18 protein-coding genes, 1 tRNA gene and 1 pseudogene are annotated in these 24,976 nt (G+C 66.5%); 7 read left to right on the top strand and 13 right to left on the bottom strand.

The features are described from left to right. Positions 1-23 precede the first annotated feature (23 nt). A complete protein-coding gene (locus tag GOOTI_RS02070; protein ID WP_007236889.1) occupies positions 24-416 on the top strand; it encodes a DUF302 domain-containing protein in 393 nt (130 codons plus the stop codon). Positions 417-442: 26 nt separating this feature from the next. Beyond that, complete coding sequence (locus tag GOOTI_RS02065) at positions 443-1,402, top strand: alpha/beta hydrolase (RefSeq protein ID WP_039993160.1); 960 nt, start codon at positions 443-445, stop codon at positions 1,400-1,402. A gap of 12 nt (positions 1,403-1,414) precedes the next feature. On the opposite strand, the gene purD is transcribed toward GOOTI_RS02065, so the two are convergent. The 4 genes from purD to GOOTI_RS02045 form a co-directional block, all read right to left on the bottom strand. Next, a complete protein-coding gene (gene purD, locus GOOTI_RS02060; RefSeq protein WP_174299104.1) occupies positions 1,415-2,668 on the bottom strand; it encodes a phosphoribosylamine--glycine ligase in 1,254 nt (417 codons plus the stop codon). Positions 2,669-2,722: 54 nt separating this feature from the next. Beyond that, the gene (locus GOOTI_RS02055) at positions 2,723-3,937 is read right to left on the bottom strand and encodes a low temperature requirement protein A (protein WP_039993157.1); all 1,215 of its coding nucleotides are present in this window, start codon (positions 3,935-3,937) and stop codon (positions 2,723-2,725) included. Between the two features lie 140 nt (positions 3,938-4,077). Next, a complete protein-coding gene (locus GOOTI_RS02050; RefSeq protein WP_007236885.1) occupies positions 4,078-6,297 on the bottom strand; it encodes an ArnT family glycosyltransferase in 2,220 nt (739 codons plus the stop codon). Between the two features lie 76 nt (positions 6,298-6,373). Beyond that, positions 6,374-7,639 carry a bifunctional glycosyltransferase family 2/GtrA family protein gene (locus GOOTI_RS02045; protein ID WP_007236884.1) on the bottom strand — a complete coding sequence of 422 codons (1,266 nt, stop codon included), beginning with the start codon at positions 7,637-7,639 and terminating at the stop codon, positions 6,374-6,376. A gap of 115 nt (positions 7,640-7,754) precedes the next feature. Between GOOTI_RS02045 and GOOTI_RS02040 the strand changes: the two genes are divergently transcribed. Beyond that, the gene (locus GOOTI_RS02040; protein WP_007236883.1) at positions 7,755-9,920 is read left to right on the top strand and encodes a DEAD/DEAH box helicase; all 2,166 of its coding nucleotides are present in this window, start codon (positions 7,755-7,757) and stop codon (positions 9,918-9,920) included. A 614-nt stretch (positions 9,921-10,534) separates the two neighbouring features. Further along, positions 10,535-11,765, top strand: a pseudogene (locus tag GOOTI_RS02035) (HNH endonuclease). 421 nt (positions 11,766-12,186) lie between these two features. On the opposite strand, the gene GOOTI_RS02030 reads toward GOOTI_RS02035, so the two are convergent. Next, positions 12,187-12,612 carry an HIT family protein gene (locus GOOTI_RS02030; RefSeq protein ID WP_005207423.1) on the bottom strand — a complete coding sequence of 142 codons (426 nt, stop codon included), beginning with the start codon at positions 12,610-12,612 and terminating at the stop codon, positions 12,187-12,189. Positions 12,613-12,692: 80 nt separating this feature from the next. On the opposite strand from GOOTI_RS02030, the gene GOOTI_RS02025 reads away from it, so the two are divergent. Beyond that, on the top strand, positions 12,693-13,832 hold the full coding sequence (locus GOOTI_RS02025) for a DNA adenine methylase (protein ID WP_007236880.1): 1,140 nt from the start codon (positions 12,693-12,695) through the stop codon (positions 13,830-13,832). Between the two features lie 16 nt (positions 13,833-13,848). Beyond that, positions 13,849-14,688 (top strand): hypothetical protein, encoded by an 840-nt coding sequence (locus tag GOOTI_RS02020; protein WP_007236879.1) that lies wholly within the window; start codon positions 13,849-13,851, stop codon positions 14,686-14,688. A gap of 147 nt (positions 14,689-14,835) precedes the next feature. Here the strand turns inward: GOOTI_RS02020 and GOOTI_RS02015 are convergent, their stop codons facing one another. The 8 genes from GOOTI_RS02015 to GOOTI_RS01980 all read right to left on the bottom strand — a co-directional run bounded on the left by GOOTI_RS02015 (position 14,836) and on the right by GOOTI_RS01980 (position 23,701). Further along, positions 14,836-16,353, bottom strand: coding sequence for a sensor histidine kinase (locus GOOTI_RS02015; protein ID WP_007236878.1), 1,518 nt, complete (start codon positions 16,351-16,353; stop codon positions 14,836-14,838). Next, positions 16,353-17,087: a response regulator transcription factor gene (locus GOOTI_RS02010; RefSeq protein WP_051997837.1), complete on the bottom strand. Its 735-nt coding sequence runs from the start codon at positions 17,085-17,087 to the stop codon at positions 16,353-16,355. The genes GOOTI_RS02015 and GOOTI_RS02010 overlap by 1 nt, the downstream gene beginning before the upstream one ends. A 295-nt stretch (positions 17,088-17,382) precedes the next feature. Further along, positions 17,383-18,576, bottom strand: a complete 1,194-nt coding sequence (locus GOOTI_RS02005) for a winged helix DNA-binding domain-containing protein (protein ID WP_007236876.1) — start codon at positions 18,574-18,576, stop codon at positions 17,383-17,385. A gap of 10 nt (positions 18,577-18,586) precedes the next feature. Beyond that, positions 18,587-18,988 carry a RidA family protein gene (locus GOOTI_RS02000; RefSeq protein ID WP_039993158.1) on the bottom strand — a complete coding sequence of 134 codons (402 nt, stop codon included), beginning with the start codon at positions 18,986-18,988 and terminating at the stop codon, positions 18,587-18,589. A 132-nt stretch (positions 18,989-19,120) separates the two neighbouring features. Continuing rightward, entirely contained in the window at positions 19,121-20,494 is a 1,374-nt protein-coding gene (locus tag GOOTI_RS01995; RefSeq protein WP_051997836.1) for a lipase family protein, read from the bottom strand. Next, positions 20,491-21,747 (bottom strand): hypothetical protein, encoded by a 1,257-nt coding sequence (locus GOOTI_RS01990; protein WP_007236873.1) that lies wholly within the window; start codon positions 21,745-21,747, stop codon positions 20,491-20,493. The genes GOOTI_RS01995 and GOOTI_RS01990 overlap by 4 nt, the downstream gene beginning before the upstream one ends. A gap of 136 nt (positions 21,748-21,883) precedes the next feature. After that, on the bottom strand, positions 21,884-23,458 hold the full coding sequence (locus GOOTI_RS01985; RefSeq protein WP_051997835.1) for a carboxylesterase/lipase family protein: 1,575 nt from the start codon (positions 23,456-23,458) through the stop codon (positions 21,884-21,886). A 171-nt stretch (positions 23,459-23,629) separates the two neighbouring features. After that, positions 23,630-23,701, bottom strand: a tRNA-Thr gene (locus GOOTI_RS01980). Positions 23,702-23,705: 4 nt separating this feature from the next. Between GOOTI_RS01980 and GOOTI_RS01975 the strand changes: the two genes are divergently transcribed. Continuing rightward, a partial coding sequence (locus tag GOOTI_RS01975; protein ID WP_007236871.1) for a threonine/serine exporter family protein occupies positions 23,706-24,976 on the top strand: 1,271 nt, incomplete at its 3' end.

The following is a 24,976-nucleotide window of genomic DNA, read 5'->3' as shown; positions in this document are numbered from 1 at the left end:
CGCCACCCGAGAAAGGACTGCGCATGCAACTCGGCTACTCCACCACTGTGACCACCGACTTCGACGACGCGGTGGAACGCACCCGCGCCGCATTGGCCGATGAGGGCTTCGGCGTGCTCACCGAGATCGACGTCACGGCGACGCTCAAGAAGAAGATCGACGCCGACATCGAGCCGTATCTCATTCTCGGCGCCTGTAATCCCGGGCTGGCCCACCGCGCACTCGGCGTCGAACGCCAGATCGGCCTGCTGCTGCCGTGCAACGTGGTGGTGCGCGCGAACCCCGACGTCGACGGTGAGGTGATCGTCGAGGCCATGAACCCCGACATCATGGTTCAGGTCGCCGACGCTCCTGGGCTGCCCGACGTCGCAGCAGAGGCGTCCACGAAACTGAAGGCGGCGATCGCCGCCATCTAGATCGCGCCAACTATCCTGTGAACTCGATGAGCACCGACCGCCCACCCCTCGCTTCCGAGTTCCCGTCCTCGCCCCGCACGACGCCAGACCGGGTCTCCCGTCGTGCCGTGCTCGCGTCGGTGCTGGGACTCGCGGCGGTCGGCGCCGTGTCGGCATGTTCGCGGTCGGACGCGGTGACCGTCGATCAGCGACGCGCGGCGCCGCGCTCGGCCGACGACGAACTGCCGAGCGAGACCTCGCCCGCACCCATCGCCGAGGGTCCCGAGGTCGTCACCGGTAGCTTCGTCTCCGCCAAGATGGGCGGCCGCCCGACGCGCTGGGCACTCGCCCGACCAACCGGCGTGAGCGGGACGCTTCCGGTGGTCGTCGTGCTCCACGCACTGAACACCAACGAGCAGTCGATCTTCACCAGCAAGCTGAGTATCCAGAACGTGCTCCAGGAGTACGTCGACGCCGGCAACCCGCCGTTCGCGATCGCCGCCGCCGACGGCGCCCGCAACTACTGGCACGCACGAGCAGACGGAACAGACGGCGGCGCAATGGTTCTGGACGAGTTCATCCCCATGCTGGCCGGCAACTCCGACCTCGATGTGTCGACCGAACGCATCGGCCTCTTCGGCTGGTCGATGGGCGGCTACGGGGCGCTGCGTCTCGGCGCCATGCTCGGTTCCCCGCGGGTTGCCGCAATCGCGGTCAGTTCACCGGCGCTGTGGGCCGACCCGAGCAACTACCCGGCCCGCGCATTCGACAGCTTCGAGGATTACCAGCAGAATTCGCTGTTCGGACAGCAGCGGGCTTTCGACAAGATCCCACTGCTGATCAACATCGGTTCGAGCGACCAGTTCTACACCTACACGCGCCAGTGGGCCGCGGGGCTCCATCCGCCCGCAGCATTCGGCACCGCAGCGGGTGGCCACACCAACCGGTACTGGCGCAGCGTGCTTCCCGACCAGGTGGCATTCCTCGGTCGAGAACTGGCCCGGTGAATTCAGCCGGGGTCAGATACTGATCTCGCCGTCGAGCGCGGCCCTGCCGATGTCGGTCCGGTGATGCGCACCGGGCAACTTGATTGCCTCGATCCGCTCGTAGGCCTGCGCGCGCGCCTCGGCGAGGTCGGCTCCAACGCCGAGCACCCCGAGCACACGTCCGCCGGATGACACGACCTGCCCTGCGGCGTCGAGGGCCGTCCCGGCGTGCAGCACGCCTTCCCCGCCAGCGCCGATGATGGCGTCGCCGGTGCGCGGTTTTCCGGGGTAGTTCTCCGCCGCGATCACCACCACGACCGCAGCACCGTCTTCCCACTCCAGCGGCGGGAGGTCGGCGAGGGTCCCGGTTGCCGTCGCGTTGAGCGTCTGTCCCAGCGGGGACTTCAGCAACGCGAGCACCGCTTGCGTCTCGGGATCGCCGAAGCGACAGTTGAATTCGACGACAGCCGGTCCGTCTGCGCCGATGGCGAGCCCGGCGTAGAGCAGGCCGGAGAACGGGGTGTCCCGTCTCACCAGTTCCGCGGCAACGGGTTTCACCACATCGTCGACGATCTGCCGCGTGACGTCGTCGGGCAACCACGGCAGCGGCGTGTACGCGCCCATACCGCCCGTGTTGGGGCCCGCGTCGTTGTCGCCGACACGCTTGTGGTCCTGCGCCGGGATCAGCGGCACGACGGTGTCGCCGTCGACAAGACAGAACAGTGAGACCTCCGGTCCGTCGAGAAAACTCTCGAGCAGTACGGGATGTCCGATCTCCAGGCATTCGGCGGCGTGGCTGCGCGCAGCGGCGCGATCAGTGGTGACCACGACACCCTTACCCGCTGCGAGACCGTCGTCCTTGACCACCCAGGTGGGTCCGAAACGATCGAGAGCGGCGTCGAGTTTCGCTGGGTTGTCGACGACCTCGCTGTGCGCGGTCCGTACCCCGGCAGCGGCCATGACGTCCTTGGCGAAGGCCTTCGAGCCCTCGATCTGCGCCGCCCGGGCCCCGGGACCGAAAGTCGCGAAACCGGCCTCACGCAAGGCATCGGCCACACCGAGGACGAGGGGAACCTCGGGGCCGATGACCACGAGCTCGGCCGCGACCTCGCGCGCGAGTGCCACCACCGCGTCCGCCGACGCGACGTCCACGGCATGGTTGGTGGCGAGCGCAGCGGTGCCCGCGTTACCGGGGGCGACGTGCAGATCGGAGACCGACGGATCGCGGGACAAGCCGAGGAGAAGGGCGTGTTCACGGCCGCCCGAGCCGATGACTAGTACGCGCACGCCCACGACTCTAGTGGGTGGACACCGCGGCGAGCAGCACAGGTTGCGCAGGTTCTAGACCGCGGCGTCGACCCCCATCGCCAGCAACACTCGCGCGCGCCGGGGCACGCGGAACACCTCGTCGACGATCAAGACGAACACCGGTGCCAAGGTGACCACCACGATGGCGGCGGTCAGCGACACCCCGGCAAAAGCCATCCACACCCCGGCGACGAGTAGGACTGCGGTTCCCACCGCACACAACACTGACGTCGGATCGAACTTGACGAGATAGTCGTACATGCCGATCACGGACAGACAGTAGATTCCCAGCGGCACCGCGACGCAGGCGACGACGGCCCCGGCGCTGATGGTCGCCTCGTGTTCGGTCCACAGGGCAGCAACCTCGAGTCCTGCCCCGGTCGCCGCCGCCGCCATGAAGATGACCGTGTGTCCGTACCCCCACTCGAAGCACTTGGCCTTGTTGGTGTGCAGGGCGTCGCCGACGGGAACCGTGAAGTAGATCCACCACATGGCGAAGGTCATGACCATGGCAGAGAGACCGAAGACCGCCGACGACGTCGTCCAGCCCTCTTCCTCGACGACGGCTTGCAGTACGGCAACGGTCCCGACCACCCCTTCGCCGAGAGTGACTATCGTCAGCAGCGAGTACCGCTCGGCGATGTGGTGCGGGTGCCACGGCGTCGGTTCCATCTTGTTCTCGGCGATCCACGGACCGAGCATCTCGACGAATGCACACACCAGGATCGCGACGATGGTGGGCCACAACGCGAGATCGACGATCGCGACGATCACCCACATGACCTGGGCGATGAAGATCATCAGCGCATAGGTCAGACATGTCCTGCGATACCTCGTGCTCTGCGAAGCCGCTCGCAGCCACTGCGTCAGCAACCCCAGTCGCATCACCACGTATCCGGTCACCAGGACCCGGATGTCGACATGCTCGTTGTGGTCGATCGACGAGAACACCGGCGCGACGCCCAAGGCGAGGATCGCCACGCCGACCATCTGCACCAACACCATGACGCGGAAGAACCAGTCATCGGTATCGAAGGCCGACGAGAACCAGCTGAAGTTGATCCACGCCCAGATCGCCGCGAAGGTACACAGCACATATCCGAAGACGGCTGTACGCCAATGCCCTTCAGCCAGGTAGTGGGCGACCTGAGTCCCGGCGACCGAGAAGACCACCACGAAGACGAGGTCGAAGAACAATTCCAGGTTGGTCGCTGCGCGTCGCTCCTCGTGAGGGTCGCGGCCCGTCATCCGGCTCAGCCGATGTCCGATCGTCACTGCCACGTTGATGAACCTTAATGTCACCAGGCGGCAACGGCAGTTCGCACAACGGACACTGGAATGATTCCAATCTGCGCTTGTCGATCGGGCCCCGCTACTCCTGCCTGCCGTTAGTTATGTGCCGTCAGGTCGTACACGGTCACACCATCGACCGTCTTCGCGGTGAAGTTCTGCTCCACCCACTGTGTGATCTGACTCGACGGCCTGGTGCTGTCAGAGCCTCCGCCCGGGAAACCGCCACCACCGATGAAGTAGTGGATTTTCCTCTGCTTCACCAGATTCTGGAACTGCGCGAGCGTCGGCGACGGATCGGTGCCGTTGAATCCGCCGATCGGCATCACCGAATACCCGGATTCGAGTTGGTAGCCCGAGGCCGTGTTCGACCCGACCGCCGCAGCCACCCAGGTGAAGTCCCCGGCATCGGCTTTCAGCAGCGCCAGCATCTGCGCGCTGGGCTTCGATCCGTTGAGCAGCCCGCCGCCGGGGCCTCCCATCCCGCCCCGCGCGCCTGCAAATCGGGAACCCGTACCGTTCTGGGATTGCCCGGGCTGCCACGTCTGCCCCTGCTGGCCCTGTCCGGGTTGCTGGCCCACCTGACCCGGTTGCCCGGGTTGTTGGCCCGCCTGACCAGGCTGCCCGGGTTGCTGGCCCGCCTGACCGAGCTGGCCGGGACCGCCCGCCATGGGCGACATGCCGCGTGTCCCCCCGAAGCCCGCGCGACCCATGCGGATTCCCGCACCCGGGCCGAAGCCACCGTCGACGCGAGGTCCCGCGCTGATGATCGATCCCTGCTTGGCCGTCGTGATCGTGTCGACGGTGTAGGCGAACGGACCGGCCATCGCCGCGATCACCGACATCGTGATGGCGAGCGCACCGAGATACGCGCGGTGCGCGAACAGCATGGCCGCCCCGCCCACGATCCCGAGGAACAACACCACATAGCGCAGCCACGGCACGAAGTCCGACGACCTCGCGAGCAGCGCGAACCCCCAGATCGCGGCGATCCATACCGCCGCGGCCAGGACGCAACGCACCCAGACGTGGTCTCGCGCACGCCAGGCGACTGCAGCACCGCCGGCGAGTACCGCTGCCACCGCCGGAGCGAGCGCCGCCGTGTAGTAGCTGTGGAAGATGCCCGCCATGAAGCTGAAGACACCCATCGTGACCAGCAGCCACAGTCCCCACACCACTAGGTATGCACGACGGGTGTCCGTGCGCCTTGCGCGACCGATGATGATGAGTGCGGCGATACCGAGCAGCAGCGCGGACGGGATGAGCCATGCGATCTGACCGCCCTGCTCCGGTTGGAACATACGCAGCAGACCGGGTTGTCCCCACATGCCGCCGCGCCCGCCCGGACCGCCGGGGCCACCGCCGCCTGCGATGTCGGCGCCCATCCCGCCGGGCCCGAAGGCGGCGCCACCGTAGGAGCCACGCCCCATTCCCGGTCCGACACTCCCGGTCTCGTTACCGCTCAGGCGCCCGAAGCCGTTGTAACCCAGCGTCAGTTCCATCACCGAGTTGTGCTGGGAGCCACCGATCCAGGGTCGGGACGAGACCGGCCAGAGTGCGACGGCCAGCAGCCACCATCCCGCGCTGACGATCATCGCGCCGAGCGCGGCGAAGCAGTATGCGAGGCGTCGGCCCCAACCGCCGGGTCCGAACGCGAAGTAGGTGATGGCGAGGCCCGGCACGATCAGCATCACCTGCAGCTGCTTGGTGAGGAAGCCGAAGCCGACGAACACTCCGACGAGGATCATCCACCGAAGCCGTCCTGTCTCAACAGCTTTGAGGCAGGCCCAGACCGCGGCGATCATCAACAGGATGAGCAGCGCCTCCGGGTTGTTGAACCGGAACATCATCGCCGCGACGGGCGTCAGCGCCAGCGTCGCGCCCGCGAGGATGCCCGCCCAGTGCCCGAAGTACTTACGGGTCATCCAATACAGCAGCGCCACCGCCGCCACGCCCATCAGCGCGTTGGGCACCAGGATCGCCCACGAGTTCAGCCCGAAGACCCGCACCGACAGTGCCGGAATCCAGAGCGACGCGGGCGGTTTGTCGACGGTGATCGAGTTCGCCATGTCCGACGACCCGAAGAACCACGCCTTCCACGATTGCGAGCCGGCCTGGATGGCGGCGGAGTAGAACGAGTTGGCCCAGCCGTTGGCCGAGAGGTTCCACAGGTTGATGATCGTCGTCGCGATCAACAGCGCGCCCAGCGACAGTCGCTGCCAGAGGCGGGCGCGGACCGGCGTCGCAGCATGGTCGTCGACGCGGGCGTGGCCCCGGGAATCCGGGGCCGTCACCGATGCGGTTGTGGTGCTTGTCATCGTCTCGCTTCTCGCTCAGAGGTGCTCAGGTCTTGCGGTGGTTGGCGCTTGCGGTGACCGTTCATGTGCGGGGACATCACTCCGCTGCCTCGGCCGTGCGTCTCAGGTGCGCGCGGAACACCCAGCGCAGACCGACGAACCTGGTCGCGGTGGCTACGAGGTTCGCGACGATCAGCACGAGCAGTTCGACGTGCTTGGAGGCGCCGGGGGCGAACGAGTGCAGGCCCGCCAACGCACCCGCGGTGACCACCCAGCCGAAGAGGAAGACGCCGAAACCGAAGAGTTGGTGTTTGAGCGCGTCCTCGCGACCCTGCACCCCGAAGCTGAACTTTCGGTTGGCCGCGGTGTTGAGGACCGCGGTCACCGCCAGGGCGACGAAATTGGACACCTGCGAGCCGAGGATCGAATGCAGCAGCAGGTAGAGCACGGCGTAGGCGGCCGTCGACGCCGCGCCGACGACGCAGAATCGAACGAGTTGGCCGACCATGCCGTGGGGCACGCCCGCGATATCGGGACCGGCGGTCCGTGCGCGACCGACCGTCGACCTCATTTCCGCGATCGGCAGGCGGCCGCGCGCGAGCGCGTAGCCCACACGTGCGCACCCCTTGAGGTCGTCGACGGCTGTGGAGACGATGTCGACGGTGCTGTTCGGGTCGTCGACCCAGTCGACCGGGACCTCGGCGATGCGCAGGCCGATCCGCTCACCGAGCACGAGTAACTCTGTGTCGAAGAACCATCCGGTGTCCTCGACGTACGGCAGGACCTGACGCGCTAGATCGGTGCGCATGGCCTTGAACCCGCACTGGGCGTCGGAGAACTTCGCGCGCATCGTCGTGCGGAGGATGAGATTGTATGAGCGCGAGATGAATTCGCGCTTCGGTCCGCGCACGACGCGCGATCCGCGGGAGAGTCGCGAACCGATCGCGATGTCGGAGTGGCCCGATTCGAGCGGCGCGATGAGCGGCATCAGTGCGTTGAGATCGGTGGAGAGATCGACGTCGCAGTAGGCGACGATCCGCGCATCGCTACGCATCCACACCGCCTTGAGTGCCCGCCCGCGACCCTTCTGGTCGAGATGCGCGACGCGGATGCCACCGAGTTCACCGGCGAGCTCGGCGGCGATCGTGACTGTGTTGTCGGTGCTGGCGTTATCCGCGACGGTGATGCGTGCCGTGAACGGGACGTGGGCGCGGAGGTGGTCGTGCAATCGGCGGAGGCAGTCGGCGATGTCGGCCTCTTCGTTGTAGACCGGAACGACGATGTCGAGTACCGGAGCATCGGGCGAGGTGTCGGCGACGATCGTCACGGGTGCAGCGGCCTGCGGGAGGGCTTCTGTCGTCATGACTAACAGATTCGAGGGGCAAACTTCGTCCACTCTGCGTCAACCCTGCCAGCTTCCTGTGAACGTCTGGCCTGGGAAAAGGCTGTCGTCGGTACCCGTCACTAGATTGGCGGGCATGACGAGCACACCCCTCCAGCTCTCCGACGACGACCAGGCTGTCGCCGACGCCGTGATCACCAGTCTCGCGGGCGACGGCGCCCGCCTACGCGACGACCAGCTCCGCGCGGTTGCGGGGTTGGTGGGATCGACCGACCGGGCGAGCGGGCCACGTGTGCCCGGCGCCGGGAGCGAAGCGAGCGGGCCACGTGTTCTGGTGGTGCAGGCGACGGGGTGGGGAAAGTCGGCGGTGTATTGGACCGCGACGGCGATCCTGCGATCGCATCGGCGTGGGCCGACGCTGATCGTGTCGCCACTGTTGTCCCTCATGCGCGACCAGGTGTCCGCAGCTCAGCGGGCCGGGTTGCGTGCGGCGACGCTCAACTCGTCGAACGTCGACGAGTGGTCAGAGATCGAGGCCTCGCTGCGCTCCGGCGACCTCGACGTGCTGCTCGTCTCGCCCGAGCGTCTCGCCAATCCCGGGTTCGGCAGGCGGGTGCTCGACGCGTTGGCCGGTGAGATCGGGTTGCTCGTCATCGACGAAGCGCATGCGATCTCCGACTGGGGTCACGACTTCCGGCCCGATTACCGCCGGGTGTCCGACGTCCTGCAGTCACTCAATCCCCAGACGCCTGTCCTCGCCACCACTGCCACGGCCAACAGTCGGGTCACCGACGACGTCGCGGCGCAGCTGAGCGCGGGCGGCGGGCAGTCGGAGACGCTGGTACTGCGCGGTCCGCTTGCGCGTAGCTCGTTGCACCTGAACGTGATTGACGGTTTGTCGCCAATCGACCGATACGGCTGGGTCGCCCAGCACCTGCCCGAGCTTCCCGGTTCGGGGATCGTGTACGTGCTCACCGTCGCCGACGCGCAACGGCTCGTCGATGCCATCCGTGCAGTGCACGGCGACTCACTCGCCGTCGAGGCGTACACCGGGCAGCTCGACGCCGACCGTCGCCACCACCTCGAAGACGCCTTGCTGCACAACCAGGTGAAAGCCCTGGTGGCGACCTCGGCGCTCGGGATGGGATACGACAAACCGGATCTGGGTTTCGTGGTGCATGTCGGGTCGCCGCCGTCACCGGTGTCGTACTACCAGCAGGTCGGGCGTGCGGGCCGTGCGCTCGACGACGCCGTCGTGATGCTCTTGGCATCTCATACGGACAGTTCTGTGTGGGAGTACTTCGCGACCGCGACCATCCCCGATCCGGCGAAGATGGATACCGTGCTCGACGCGCTGCGCCGGTCCGACGAACCGATGTCGGTGCCATCCCTGGAGGCCGCGACCGGGCAGCGGCGCGGACGCATCGAGCTGATGCTCAAACAGCTCGCGGTCGACGGCGCGACCGAACGCGGCCCCGACGGCTGGTCCGTGACAGGTGTGCCCTGGACCTACGACGCCGCGCACTACGACGGGGTGGTCGAGGTCCGGCGTCGGGAGGCCGACATCATGCGCGACTACATCGCAGGCCGTCGGTGTCTGATGCAGTTGCTCACCGAGTCGCTCGACGATCCGCAGGCGCAACCGTGCGGCCGGTGTTCGGTGTGCACAGGGAGCTTGACGCCACCGCTGACCGCCGATGTCGATCCTGCCGTCGTGCGCACCATCACCGGCGAACTCCGCCGCTCCGCACAGATCCTCGAACCGCGAAAGATGTGGCCTGGCGGCGATTTCGGGCGTCGAGGACGAATCGCCGACGACCTCGCAGCCCAACCCGGACGGGTACTGGCACATGCCGATGCCCCGGAATGGGCTGATCTGTTGGCGGCAGCCCGCGACAACGACCGGCAGGCCTTGGGCGACCTCGGTGACGCCGCGGTGTCGACGCTCTCGGCGTGGGTGCGCCAGTCCGGACAGCGACCGGACATGATCATGTCGTTACGTCTGACCGGCACGAACCTGGCCGACCAGCTGGCAGAGCATCTGCGCATCGTCGGGAAGCGACCGGGCGGACATCTACCCGTTCGGCAGGGCAACCCACCCGATCGGGATGCCCCCGGCGCCGTCGAGGCGACGTATTGGCGCGACCATCTCGGCGAACCACCAGCCGAGGTCGCGGGTCAGAAGGTGCTGCTCGTCGTCGACGAGTCGCGGTCGGGGTGGGCGATCACCCTGGCCGCCGCGGCACTACGCGAGGCGGGCGCCACCGCCGTCATGCCGCTGCTCATCCACCGGAGCGTCTGATCCGCCCATAACGCGAAGTATGTGGGCGAGTGTGCCGACAGCTACTGCTGTGGCGCGCAGATACACGTGTTCCTGACAGATGCGCGGAGAGCTTCACTCGCGTCTGTCGACAACACGTGTATCTGCAATCAGGTCGCCGACGCGCGTTATGCCACCGTTCGCACGCATCTCGGATGGCAGAGGTATCCGTCGTGGTGACGGCACGCAGCGCATCGCAATCCGACGGCTCGCGTCGCAGAAACTGTGCGCCAGTCCTTGTGCAGTCACCAGGACTCGTCGTCGGACCTATCGGACCGTTGGTCGCGGGAGTTCGCGGGTACCGCACCGTAGCCCCGCGCAGTCGCGCCGACGGATGTCGTTGCATGCGCCTGCGGGCGCCGTCACGAGCACGCCCACTACCGTTGCCGCACAAGCGATGATGTGATCGAGCCGCACAGGGTCGATGCCGCTTGTGGATAACCGAACTCGACGCTCCGAAAGTGTCGTAGGCGGTCGCTACAATTGGTTACGGGGCAAGTGTGTGTGATCGAATCACGTTGCCGTGCAGTATTTTTCGCTGATATTTCTTGATCCGATCCCTTGACTCGAACAACCGTTCTACACATAATGGACATATGCCCCCGCTCCCCGCCCTCCTCGAGAGACTCCGCGAGATCCGCCTCGACGACGACGCCTCCGGCCGCGAGATATACGATGCGACAAAGACATTGATGACGATGCGCAATGTCATCGACTTTATGATATCCACGCATGCTGCCGCGATGGACAGACTCAAGGTCGCGGGGCCGGGTGGCAAGACGCGCGTTCTGCTCATGGAGATGGGCGCGGCGCCTGCAACCGCCACGCGCTGGTTGCAGATCGGCATGGCGATGGCGACGTTGCAGCGACTGCCCGGTTACGTTGAAGACGGCGTGTTCTCGAGCGAGCACACGTCGGCGATGGTGTCCGGACTCGCCCACATCGAGAAGCGCTCTGCGGAAAGGCTTTCGAATGACGAGCGACTCGACCACGAACGCGCACTCATCGCACAGGGTTTGTCGGGGGCCACACCGCGAGAGATCGCGTTGGCCGCACGCGGTCGAGCAAACGAGCACGTGCGAGAGAATGGTGGCATCCCCGCAGCCGAAGACCGAACCATCAACACTCTCTCGATCACACAGAACGGTGAGGGGCGCACCGAGATTCGTGGCGACGTGGATGTGGTGCTCGCCGAAAAGCTGAACACCGCACTCGATTCACTCTCAGCCGAACGCACCGAACCCGACGGCTCACCTGACAGACGTTCGGTCGGACAGCGACGCACCGAAGCCCTCGAGCAGATCCTCGACCTCGCCGCAGCGATCGACACCCTTCGTCACTGCGCCCCGAACCAACCTCGCGCTACTCGTCCACGCCGACACCCCAGAACCGGCCCGCCTGCCCTGGGTAGGACCGATCACCGAACTGACCGCTCGAGCACTCGGATGCGACGCCTCACTCACCGAGGTCGTCATCAACGGCGAGACAGTGCCGCTCGAGATGGGCCACACCAAACGACTGTTCCCACACCACCTACGCCAGGCCATCGTCATCCGTGACGAATGTTGCGTGAAGTGCGGAGGCCCCGCCTCGTGGTCTCACGTGCACCACATCCACCATTGGATCGACGGCGGCGCAACCGATCTCGACAACGGCTGCCTACTCTGCCCCTCCTGCCACGCACACATCCACGCCAGCGACTGGGACATCGTGATGGGCCACGACCGCCACTCTTGGCTCATACCACCCGCCAGCGTCGACCCCCACCGCACACCACTACCCGCCTACAACCGACGAACCATGCGATTCGACGACGTCGCCGCCTGAACCCGCCGCCGGGCAGCACACAACAACCTCCGTCGCCTAACCTCATCGACCCCCCACCTCATCGACTCCCCCCACCTCATCGACACTGCCCGTATCCCGCGTTCTCTACCCGGCAGGCGACGCGTGCGCCCTCCGTAAGGCACCCACTGTCCGGCGTCACGTCGGCGCCGGACACACGACCCTTGAGAACTCCATACATCGCCTCGGATGCGGCGACACGACGGCACGCCTCAGCACGCGCGAGACCTTCAGGTCGACCCGCACTGACACGTGTGCGCTGTCGCGCATCCACCGGCCTCGAGCCCGCGACACTACGAACTCGCAGAGCATCACGTGACGAGCGTCGTCAAGGAGGTGAGTGCTGGGTCGGCCAGGGCGACTCGTGTTCTATCACCGGCCGATGGGTGCAGTCATGGGCGGATCAGTCGGCGACGTACTCCCCGTACCCGGTGGCGCGCAGGGCTGCGCGGATCTTCTCGGCGTCGGCGTCGAGTTCCTCCGGGGTGATGTCTTTGCGGGCCTTGCTGAGGTCGAACGTCTCCATGCTCTTGGCCGGGAAGACGTGGAGGTGCACGTGCGGTATCTCGAGGCCCGCGATGAGCAGACCCATCCGCGGAGCGTCGAATGCCGCCTTGACGGCCCTGCCCACCTGCTGCGCGACGTCGGCGAGATGGGTGAACGACGCCGTGTCCATCTGCTCCCAGTGATCGACCTCTTTACGCGGTACGACCAGAACATGGCCCTCGGTCACCGGCTCGATGGTGAGGAATGCGACGGCCTGCCCGTCTTTCCACACGAAACGACCGGGTAGTTCTCCGTTGATGATCTTGGTGAATACCGATGCCATGGAGACAGTCTAGGTCTGATCGACGCCGGCCCCGACGTGTTGCCTGCGATCTTGTCAGTGCGGCGTGACATTCTTTTCCTGTGAGTCGTCGAGAGTTCACCGACGCCGCGCCCGCGACGCAGTCTGCACCCTCGGCTGCAGCGTCGTCCGGGGCCCGGTCGATCGGTTCCGCAGAGGTGGTGGCACGCGCCCAACGCTTCCCCCGGTTGCGGTACATGGGCTCCAAGTATCGGCTCCTCCCGCACCTCGAGCGCACATTCGCCGACATCGGCGGCACGACCGCCGTCGACGCATTCTCCGGGTCCGGTGTGGTCTCGTATCTGCTCAAGGCCCAGGGGTTTTCCGTCGCGAGTAACGACTTCCTGAACTTCCCGCACATCATCACCCGCGCGACGGTGGCCAACTCCTCGGTACGCCTGGAGCCCGATCTGATCGACGAGATCTGCGGTCCGCCTGCCGACGACCGCGACTTCATCCGACGGACCTTCGACGGCCTCTACTTCGACGCCGCCGACCGTGCCTTCCTCGACTCGGCGTGGTCGCACATCGCCCGACTGCGCGGATACCGACGCGACCTCGCCATCTCGGCACTGGTGCTCTCGGCAGCGCGCAAACAGCCGCGCGGTGTCTTCACGTTCACCGACGCCACCCGCTATGCCGACGGCCGACGCGACCTACGCATGTCGCTACGCGACCACTTCAGGCTGCGCGGGGCGTCGGAGTACAACTCGACGGTCTTCAGTAACGGGTCCAAGCATCGCAGCACCTGCGGCGACATCTTCGACCTCGACGTCAGTCCCCTGTTCGACGCCGCGCCCGACCTCGTCTACCTCGACCCCCCGTACGCGCCGCCCACAGACGACAACGACTACATCAAGCGCTACCACTTCCTCGAGGGCCTGTCGGTCTACTGGGAGGGAATGACCATCATGGAGAACACCAAGACCAAGAAGCTACCGAAGCGGTTCACGCCATTCGCCTACAAACGGACCATCGACGACGCGCTGCTGCGCACGTTCGAGCACTTCGAGGATGCGGGCGCGATCGTGCTGTCGTACTCGTCGAACGCACTACCCGGCGCTGACCGCATCGTCGACCTGCTGGGCAAGGTCAAGCCGTCGGTGGAGGTCATCGCCATCGACCACAAGTACAGCTTCGGCACGCACGCCGCCGCCACCCGGCGCGATGTGAGCGAGTACCTCTTCATCGGACGAGATTGAGCGACAACCCGTCTCGATGAGCGACGCACCCGACTTCGACGAGTACCTTGACTCGCTGGGACAGCTGACCCCTCACGTCGATCCCACGGTGGCCACCGAGGAATCGGCCCGAATCGCCGACGCCGTTGCGTCGCTCGGCGAGATGCTCGACACCGACCTCACCGGCCTGGCCGTGTGGGCACGGGAACACCCCGACGAAGACAGCATCCTGCGGCTCTCGGTCGGGCTGTCCCAGGAGAAGTTGAACAACCTCCTGCGCCATCGGTTCGGCACGTCGTCGTGGCGGAAACTCGCACGCACCCAGCCCGTTGCGCTGGTCACGTGGATGGACGAGGAGTTCGATGTCGTCCGCGCATTGCACGCGCAACTGAACCGCACCTACACGTTCGCCGACATCCTCGTCGCCCGCTCGGGTACCCGGCAGACCGCCACCCGGGCGGGGGCGTCGGGTCGTCGAATCGAAGACGAGATAGAAGCCATTGCCGAGCAGCTCGGCCTGACCTACACGGTCCGGGGGCGCTTCGTCGGCCGGAACGGTCGCGATGCCCCGGCCGACCTCATCGTCGGCGACCCTCATGCACCCGACATCGTCGTCGCGGCAAAGGGTTTCGATTCGACGGGATCGAAACTGACCGATGCGGTCCGCGAGATCGAGGAGATGGCGGAGGTACGTCTGCCGAGACAGTTGGTACTCGCGGTGATCGACGGGATCGGCTGGAAGTCACGTCAGGCAGATCTACGCCGAATCCATCAGCTGTGGGTTAATCGTCAGATCGACGGCATGTACACGCTGGGGACACTCGACCGTTTCCGCGACGACGTCACCGAGTTCGCGCGGCTGCGCCGACTGGTGTGATGCTCGGTCGACGCCAGGCAGTGCACGGTCGGCGGCAAGGGGCGCACAGTCGACGCCAGGCAGTGCACGGTCGGCGGCAGGAAGCGCACAGTCGACGGTAGGCAGCGCACAGTCGGCGGCAGGGGGCGCACAGTCGGCAGTCTCGGCTCAGGATGTGAGCCGGGGCAGTCGCACCCAGAAGCGCGCACCCTGGCCGGGCGTCGACTCGACGCCTACCCGACCACCGTGCGCGTCGACGAGCGCAGCCACGATCGACAGACCGAGTCCACTGCCGCCGCCCTCGCCGCGATAGCGCGAGCTGTCGCCGCGGTAGAACCGCTCGAAGACGTGCTCGAGGTCGGCTGGGTCGAGCCCCTGGCCCGTGTCGGCGACGGTGATCACCACATCGTCGTGGCTGCCTCCGACACCGACGGTGTCACCGCTGTCGACGTCGACGCCGACGGTGATCGATGCGTCCTTCGGCGTGTGCACCACGGCGTTGTTCACCAGGTTGCGGATGACCTGCATCAAACGCGAGGCGTCGCCCAGCACGATCGGCGGCTCGTCGGAGTCACCGAACTGCAGTCGGATACTCCGCTGCGGTGCCGCGACGCGTGCCGCCTGCACCGCGTCGGCGGCCAACGACAGGACGTCAACGGGTTCCGAGTTGAGTGGGCGGTGGGCGTCGAGACGCGCAAGGGTCAGCAGATCCTCGACGAGCAGCGCCATTCGGCCTGCCTCGTCGTCGATCCGGCGCAGAGCATCGCCTGTGTCGGGGAGCGCTCCGCTACGCGACAATTCGGCGAATCCCTTGATCGACGTCAGCGGGGTGCGCAGTTCGTGCGACGCGTCGGCGATGAAGCGCCGCATCTTCTCCTCCGACGCCCTGGCCTGCTGCTCGGAAGCGGCGGTCGTCGCGAACGCGTGCTGGATCTGTCCCAGCATCGTGTTCAGTGACGACGACAGGCTGCCGACCTCGGTGTTCGGTGCGGCCGACGGCACTCTCATGTTGAGATTTCCGGCAGCGATCGCATGCGCGGTCTCCTCGACCCGACGTAGCGGACGCAGCGAGGAGCGGACGAGCAGATAGCTGAGCACTCCGATCACGAGAACGATCGCGGCACCGATCCCGAATTCGAGCCACTGCAGACGCGAGATGGTCTTGTTGACGTCGGTCAGCGGGATCGCCACGATCGACTGTCCCTCCGGACTCGACCGTTTGATCACCCGCCACTGCGGACCGTCGTCGTTTGCCGACGTGACGGTGGCCGGGCCGTAGTCACCCGCTGGAAGAGTCGAGATCGCCGGCTGGTCGTCGAAGTCATTGCTGGAGATCACGCTGCCGTCGTACAAGGTGCTCTGCACGAAGTAGGGCGACGGCGGCCTACGCGGTCCCGGTGGAGGGCCCGGCGACTCGCTGATCCGCATCTTGGGCTTGGCCCAGGTGTCGACGGCGGTGACCAGGCCCGTGTCGGTGCGCGACATCAGGTCGCTCTTCATCGCCGACGTCACCGCGATCCCGGACACCAACAGTCCGACGGCCACGAGCAGAACCGTCAGTGCCACCAACGAAACACGTAGCGGCACTCCGCGCTTGGCCCTGGTGACCACAGCACCCGCCACCGGTTCAGACTTCTCCGCGGCGACAGCTCTTGCGGCGCCGGACTGCGCCCCGACGGCGACCATCAGGTGCGTGGCTCTCGCATCACGTACCCGACGCCGCGCAGCGTGTGGATGAGCGGCTTCTCGCCGAAGTCGAGTTTGCGACGCAGATAGGACACGTACGATTCGACCACATTGACCTCACCGCCGAAGTCGTAGTTCCAGACATGGTCGAGGATGCGGGGTTTGGACAGGACCGTTCCCGCATTCACCATGAAATAGCGGAGCAGGGTGAACTCGGTCGGCGAGAGCGAGACGAGCTTGCCCGCCTTCCACACCTCGTGGGTCTCGTCGTCGAGTTCGATGTCGGCGAAGGTGACCCGAGCCGAATCCTTGGCCTGCGCGTCGAATCCACTGCGACGCAACAACACCTGCAGACGGGCGACGACCTCTTCGAGGCTGAACGGTTTGGTGACGTAATCGTCGCCACCGATGGTCAACCCGTTGATCTTGTCCTCGACGGAGTCGCGGGCCGACAGGAAGAGTGCGGGGGCGTCGATGCCGTCTGCCCGTAGCCGGCGGAGCAGTCCGAACCCGTCCATGCCGGGCATCATCACGTCGAGGATCAGGACATCGGGTTTGTACGTGCGGCACCTGTCGATGGCCTCGGGGCCGCCCGCCGCCACCTCGACGTCGTAGCCCTGGAATTTCAACGACACCGAGAGCAGCTCGCGGATGTTGGTTTCGTCGTCGACGACGAGTACCCGGGGCCCGGCTCCGGTGCCCTTGCTGATCAACTGGCTTGTTCCCTGACCCATCTCGTTCACAGATACACCTTCTCCCTCCAGCCTGCCATCAGTCTGGAGATGAGCTGGCAGCTCCCTGTGAGCGTTGACCTGCGCGATCAGGAGAGTTGCTCGCCCGCCCCGACACTCGTGTGCCATGGGCTTCAGGCCCCGCGCACGTACACAACCCTGACGTCTGCGGGACGTCGCGACAATTATTGTCGTGGCCTCGCGCTGACGACCCGATTGTGTACGTAGTTCCCCGCGCTGCGGCCCCGCGATCTCCTCTGCGTGCACGCCCCCGGCGACTGCCCGGGGCCGTACGCATTCATCGAGGCGCACCACGCATGAACGGCGCAGGAAAGGCCGGCCGCGGAGTCACGTCGCCCAGCCAGGCGGCGAGTTCGTCTGCACGAGACGAGAGAGCCTTCGTCGCGGCACGCGGTAGCTTCTCGAACGGGTGGATCTGCACCGATCCGTCCGGGCGACGCGACCATCCACCGACGATCCGCCCGTTCCACCACGCGCTCTGGCCCCCATTGCCGTTGGAGTCGAAGACGTGCGCTCCGTGCTCCCCGAGGTAGAAGTCGCGCTGTTTGTGACCCATGGTCGTCGGGTCGAGTTCTGGCAACAGGAGCGCCTGCGGTTCGACTGGATCATCTCGCCCGATGTCGTCGGTGTGTACGTAGCCGACCGACCCGTCATCGAGGTCGACCTCGACGACGTCGAGCTGCGTCAGCGCGGCCCGCACAGCCGTTTTGGTGCTGCCGAGCCACCAGACGAGGTCGGTCTCGGTGCCTGGTCCGAAGGCTCTCAGCCACCGGTCGATCATGCGCACGTGGCCCGTTGCCACGTCAGGAGGATCGAGCGGTCGGCCTAGCCACTGCTCCATACCGACCCACAACGGCTTGGACCGATGCCAGGGACCGTCGTTGGTGCCGCGGACGATGTCACCTGCGGCACTCATCATGTTCAGTAGCCGCGGAGCCATGGACATGGTTCCGCCCCAGGACTTTCCCGCGCCGACGGTGACGCGACCATCGAGTTCCGGCAGGGCGACGCGCAGTTGAGTCGTGCTACGCGGGATACCGTCGCAGACCAATCGCGCCACCGCATCCCGTGCCGCGTCGATCCAGCCGTCGGGATCGGGAAAGTCGTTGCTCCGCCGGAGATCGCGGAGCATGTTGGTCCGCTCGGAGGCCGCGACGCGCGGCCCGACCGCACCGACGGCGTCGCGCAGTGTCGGCGTCGGCATCACGAACATGGTGCGGCGCATGGCAAGTTGGCGGACCAGACTGCGGTCGTCGTAGAGCGCGCGGTCCATGTCCACGGGCACAAAGCCGGGCACACGCGCCCAGGTCGACAGATACACCGTCGAGGGGCTGGTCGCGTGCAGTCCCACCATCGAATCGGCTGCCTCGAGTGGCGACGCCGCCCGGGCTCCCGGGGCCAGGCGATGACGGAGCATCAACCGCGCGCGGCGCTGGTCGTCGGTGACGTGAGGTCGCGCGCTGGTGGTCATCGACGCAGCGCTACACCGACGACGGTGCGGCGATCGCCTCGATCTCGACGACCTGCTGGTCGTAGGGCAACACCGTCACCCCGGCCATCATCGCGGGTGGCACCGATTCACCGAGCTCGGCCACGACGGCCTCCCACGCGACCGCGAGATCGGCCTGTAGGTGCTCGGCAACGTAGATGGTCAGCTTGACCAGGTCGGCCATGGTTGCGCCCTGCTCGGCGAGAAGCGCCCGCAGATTCTCCAGACAACGACGGGTCTGGCCGACCACGTCGTCGGCGGCGACGATCGCCCCCTGTGTGTCGAGTGGCGCGATGCCCGCGGTGAACAGCAGCGGCCCGGACGTCACGGTTGCGCTGTAGGGAAACCCGCCGTCGTGCAGAACCGACGAGCCGTTGAGCGTGATTCGGGTCATGAACCGATCGTATGCGTCACCGCACATGCGCAGCTACCTCATCTGCGTACAGCCACCTTCGGCACTGCGAAAGGTAGCTGCACACAGATGAGGTGGGAGTGACGACGCTGCCCTCGGTAGTCGAGTCGACGATCAGCTCTTCAGCCGCGCGTCGAGCCAGTCGATCGTCTGCATGCCGAACAGATCGGTACCCCAGCCGTACATGTTCGTCAGGAAGCGCAGCATGCTGCAGTCGGTGGGCTGATAGTCGACGCGGGTACCGCCTGCGCGGTACGTGGCGGCCAGCTTGCGTGAGTCGGCAGCGGGCACCAGCGACATCGGCGAGTCGTCCTTGGCGCAGGAGGCGATCAGCACCGGCGCCGACGGCGACTGGTGGCCGAGTTCGTTGTCGCGGTAGACGTGCTGGAATTCGGGGATGTCTGCGGGGCTCTTGCCGCCCTTGAACAGCGTATTCAACGGCAGGAACGGCGTGCCGAAGTACGCGGGTGTCTGGCACTGCGTGCGGAACACGTCGGCCAGCGCCTTACCCGCGGGGGTCAGTTTGTCGTCGATCTTCATCTCCGGGTAGCGCGGCTCGAGTCCGAGCAGCGTCGCGAATGCGAAGCCCGACCCCACCGAGCCGTCCGAGGTGCGGATGAAGTTGCGCTGATTGACCACCATGCCCTCGAGCACGGTGCCCTTGATGTGCAGTTCGGGTGCATAGGCAGCGGCCTTCTCGGCACCGAACGCCGCTCCGACGCCGCCGCCTGCGATACCGAAGATCGCCTTGGGCGCGTCCTTCGACAGCTTCGCCGGACGATGCGCGAGGGCAGCGCGCATCCCGTCGAGCAGGGCGTTCCCGCCGAACTTGCCCGCGAAGACGCCGTGCGGATTCGGATCACCGTCGTTGCCGACGTCGCTGATCATCACCGCATAGCCCTTGCCGAACATCTGCGCGAGCGGACCGAGCGCCGACCACGACGCCCCGTCGAGTGGATCGCCACCGGTCCACATCGTCGAGGGATGGCAGTAGGCGCCGACGCTGTCGTTGGCGAACTGGTATCCGACGAGGGGCCTTGTCGCGTTGTCGCGGCCGTCGACCGGCACCATGAGGATTCCGGTGCTGATCTCGGGCTCGTCGTGGAGTCCACGCGTGACGTACATGAGCTTGTAGGCGTCGAGGTTGCCGGGCCGGAAGCCGGTGAACTGCACGTCGACCCTCTTGGCCTTGAGCACCGTGCCGGGCTTCTCGTCACCGCGCAGCCGCGGTTCTGTGTAGAACGGGTCGCCGGAGGTGAGTGGCTTGATCACCTCTTCGGGACTTGCGAGCCTGCCCTTGCTGAACGTGCCCACGACGTAGCCGTTGAAGACCTCGTCGAGTCCCGGGGTCCGGTTGGGCGGCGCGGCGTGTGCGGCGGTCGCCGACAGCACGGCTGCTCCCAACGCAGCGACGGCGAGCACCACCCCGAGCACGCCACGTCGTCGATTGGGGCGCACTGTTTTTCGCGCGTCACTCGAAGAACTCATGAGTAGGTCACCTTCGTCGTCTCCAGGGCGGACTGCAGCATCGGCGCGATGTTCCACATCGGCCGGTGGCTTTCGAGCTGCTGATCGTAGGGCTTGCGCAGCGTCGCTTCGAGTTCCGGCCAGTGATTGTTGACCTGGTCCTTGTACTTGGGCAGCAGCTGATCGGTGATGTAGGCCCACCGTTCGGGATAGACCGACCAGTTCCAATCCGGCAGCGGCACAGTCAATGTCGCGCGACGACCATCCGGTGCCGCCCCATGGACCTGGATCGACCGGAACGATCGCGGCGGGATGACCCCGGCAACCGAGGGCGAGCCCGCCACCGTGCTCGCGTAGGTCATCGCCTCCCCGACATCACCCTTGTAGGCGCGGGTGGCGTCCCACTGGTCCTTGATGACCTCGCCCTGTTCACGGCGCAGCAGTCGGGCATTGCCCGCGGCGACCGCGTCCGGCTGTTTCGACGCGATCTGCTTCCAGGCGTTCAGGATCTCGCCGTTGAACAGGCCCGCGCGGTACATTTCCTCGAGCGCAGGCACTCCGCCGACCATGTAGGCGCGGTGCATCGGCATCAGGTCGGAGAAGATGTTCTTCTGCATCACCAGGATGTCGCCCTGAATCGTGCGGAGGTCTGCCGCCGAGATGGTCGCGCCGACGCGGGCCAGGGCGCGCAGACCACGCGGGAGCTTGTCGACGAAGACCGGGCCGAGAGTCTTGTTGGTCTGTCCGACAATGGCGTTCGCGATGGGCTGTAGTCGGGCGAAGTCGTAGACGTTGGTCGCGAGCTCGAAATCGAGTAGCCCGCCACCGAAGTCGGCGCCGACCAGTCCACCCATCCCGGCCCACTGCAGTTCGCGATGCGAGAGTTGCAGGTTCTCGTAGAAGCGGTACGAGCGGACCAGATTCTGACGGTTGGCACTCACTCCCGCCCTCGGATTCCACGAGGCGAGGTCGATACCCGCGGCCTTGGTGGTGTCGGCGAGCCAGTACTGGAAGAGCAACGCCTGATACGACGACGGGTCGAGCGAGCGATGACGCGCCTCGGCGAGCAGCGAGCGCAGCACGGCCGGATCGGTGGGCAGTGTGGCATTCACACCACCGGGCCCCTGCGACGCGTCGCGGTTGACGAGCGGAAGGTTCAGATAGCGGTCGAGGCGATCACTCGCCGAGGCCTGCGGCGTCGCCACGAGCATCCCGACGAGCCCGAGTGTGATGACCGCTACGGCAAGCAGCGATGTACCCCAGAATCTACGCATTGTTCCCCTCCACGACACGAACTCCTTACCCGCGAGTAAGCAGAGCCTGAGACGGGAGGGTAATGCTGTCTCAACCGAGTATGCAAATCCGTTACGTTCTCGTGAACAATCGTTGACCTGACGTCGTGGAGGTCGGTCAGCGAAATCCGAGGACCTCGTCGCCCCAGGCCGTGCGCAGGTCGGCGTCGAGATCGTCGACGACTCGATCGTCGGCGTCGATCACAAGAGTGGCCCGACGATCCGAGACGAAGGCAGGCCACACGGGCGCGGACGAATCGAGGCCGGAGTTGGGATCGCCGTCGCGGATGAACGCACCCCACCGCGCCTGCATGTCGGCAGCGACGCGTTCGCCGGTACGTCGACCACCGAGCCAGAACTGGAAGCCCGCCTTACCCGTGGGTAGGTAGCCGAACAGGTACGGCAGTTCCGTGGCGTGGGAGGCGCCGATGCGCATGAGGCGCAACAGCGTCGTCGTCCAGTCGAATCGGTAGAGATGAACCGGCGCGACGGCCGCGTGGCCCTCGGCGGCCCACACCGTCGGCATACGAAATGCGATGTCGCGGGCCACACCGAGGCCCAAGGACTTGGGCTTGGTGCCGGGATACGCTGCGGCCACCCGCTCGGGGGTCGGTAGCGAGACCTCCGGATACTCCGTGGCGATCGCCGTGAACATCTGCATGATCGCGGGTTCGGTGATGGGCATCAGCGGTGACTTCATGAGCTTGAACAGCGACGCCTCGTCGCGGTTCGTGCCGATGAGCAGCGGCACCGGCAACGATTCGCCGTCGCGGTAGACATCGACCGGGTGCCGCGGCACCAGATCACCGTCGACGACGGGCGCGAAAGCGATGGTGCCGGGACGCGATTCGGGAACGCCCGCGAACGCCTTCATCGTCGCGGCGACCACATCGTCGGTGTCCGCCGCAGCGAAGCTCTCGACGTCACCGGACCCGCCGCCGAGTGCTGCGGGTAGTCGCTCGGCGACGTACGCGGCGCGCGCCCGGTCGTACACCGAGGTCACCGGCGAACTCTGCGCGATCGCCCGGTGGAACAGTCCCCTGGCCGCCGGCATGGTCACCAACGTCGTGACGATGCCGCCACCCGCGGACTCGCCCGCCACCGTCACGTTGTCGGGGTCGCCGCCGAACGCGTCGATGGTGTCGGCGACCCATCGCAGAGCCGCCAGCACGTCGCTGAGCGCCGCGTTGGATTCGTACCGTCCCCCGGATGTCGTGCCATCGGGCGCACCGAGGTCGGCGAACCCGAGCGCGCCGAGCCGGTAGTTGACGGTCACCACGACGATGTCCTGTGTGCTCGCGAGGTGCGCCCCGTCGTACAGCGGCTGACTGCTCGCACCGAAGACGTATGCGCCTCCGTGAACCCACACCATCACCGGTCGTCTGCGGTTCTCGGCGGCGGCGCCCGCAGGCGAGAAGACGTTGAGGAACAGGCAGTCCTCGCTGTGGACAGCGCCCGACGGCAGCGGAACACCGGGATTGGGTTCTTGCGGCGAGACAGCGCCGAAGGCCGTCGCCGAGATCGTGCCCGCCTCGGGCTCGAGCATCCGCGCGCGCCGCCACCGCAGTGCGCCGATCGGCGCCTGGGCATACCGGATTCCACACCACGTGTCGACGCCACGCGTCGCCAGCCCTCGATACGTCGTGGCGCCTGACACCGCGTGCACTGGCTCTTCCCGGACTACATCGCTCACGCGGCAATGATAGGAGTCCCGCGGCCTGTCGACGACGGTGTGATCGGAACACCGAAGCCGCGCGTTGGGGCGCGGAACTGGCGGTTTGTGCCAGATGATCCTTCGACCCCACACTTACCGCGGGGGTGGGATGCGCGGGGCCCGGCGGCCGGGAGACCGACCGGGCGTCAGAGCCCCCTGTCGGGATTGAACCGACGACCGCTCGCTTACAAGGCGAGTGCTCTACCACTGAGCTAAGGAGGCATGCGTGCGTGAGTATATCGGGCGCGCTGTCCGACGCCTCACCGGGACGAGGCAGGCGACGATCGACACGATCGAACCGGGCAGCATCATGGTGGCGCCGCGTCGCCCGATCGACCGGTTCGACGTCGGCGCGATCACCGAGGTGCTCGACCTCGCGACGAAGATCGGCGCGGTACTGCTCGACTCCGGAACCGGCGCGATAGACACCTCGTCGCAGATCCGCTTCGTCGCGAGCGTCTACGGCGTCGAAGACGTCGACGTCGACGTCACGTACAACACGATCGTGGTCGTCGCCCGGCGCGGTGCGACCCTGCCCCCGATCACCACCATGCAGACGGTGCACTACCGGTCGCTGGACTTCACCCGCCTGGCGGCCGTCGACCGACTGGTCCGCCGCATCAGGGATTCGGCGATCACGCCGTCGACGGCGCATCGGATCGTCGACCAGATCATCGCCGCCAAGCATCCCTACCCGTACTGGGTGTCGACGTTCGCCTGGGGACTCATGGCGTCCGGTATCTCGGTGCTCCTCGGCGGTGACGTCGTCGTGGCCCTGCTCGCCTGGCTGACCACCGTGGTGACGGTCACGTTCAACCGACGCCTCAACAGAATCGGCACGCCGATCTTCTTCCAGCAGGTCGCCGGTGGATTCATCGCCGTCGTCCCCGCAGCCCTGGTGTACGAACTCGGACAGAAGACAGGTCTGCAGAGCCTGTCCATCACGCCCTCACAGGTCATCGCCGCCGGGATCGTCGTGTTGTTGTCTGGGCTGTCGCTGGTCGGTTCAGTCCAGGACGCCATCACCGGCGCCCCGATCACCGGCGTCGCACGGTTCTTCGAACTCCTGCTCATGACCGGCGGCATCATCGCGGGCGTCGGCATCGGATTGCGCCTGATGAGCTCGGTGGGCATCTATCTACCGACCATCACCACCTCGACGGAGTTCGCTCCGGTCGACGTCCCCATCCGCGTCGCGGCGGGCGCCGTCGCCGCCTTCGCGTTCGCGTTGGCGAGCTACGCCGAGCGTCGAGCCCTGCCGATCGCGTTCCTCGGCGGCCTGATCGGTGCGGGTGTCGCCTCTATCACGGTCTTCCTGCCGGTCGGCGACGTGATCGCCGGTGGCCTCGCCGCCACCTGCGTCGGCCTGGTCGGCGGCCTGCTCGCCCGACGCGCACTGGTCCCGCCTCTGGTCGTCGCCATCGCGGGCATCACCCCGCTGCTCCCAGGTCTGGCGGTCTACCGCGCGCTCTACGGTGTGCTCAACGACCAGACGCT

The sequence above is a fragment of the Gordonia otitidis NBRC 100426 genome (assembly GCF_000248075.1).
In the GTDB taxonomy this organism is placed as follows: domain Bacteria; phylum Actinomycetota; class Actinomycetes; order Mycobacteriales; family Mycobacteriaceae; genus Gordonia; species Gordonia otitidis.
Note: the sequence above shows the minus strand (reverse complement) of the source record. Positions and strands in the feature narration are given on the sequence as shown.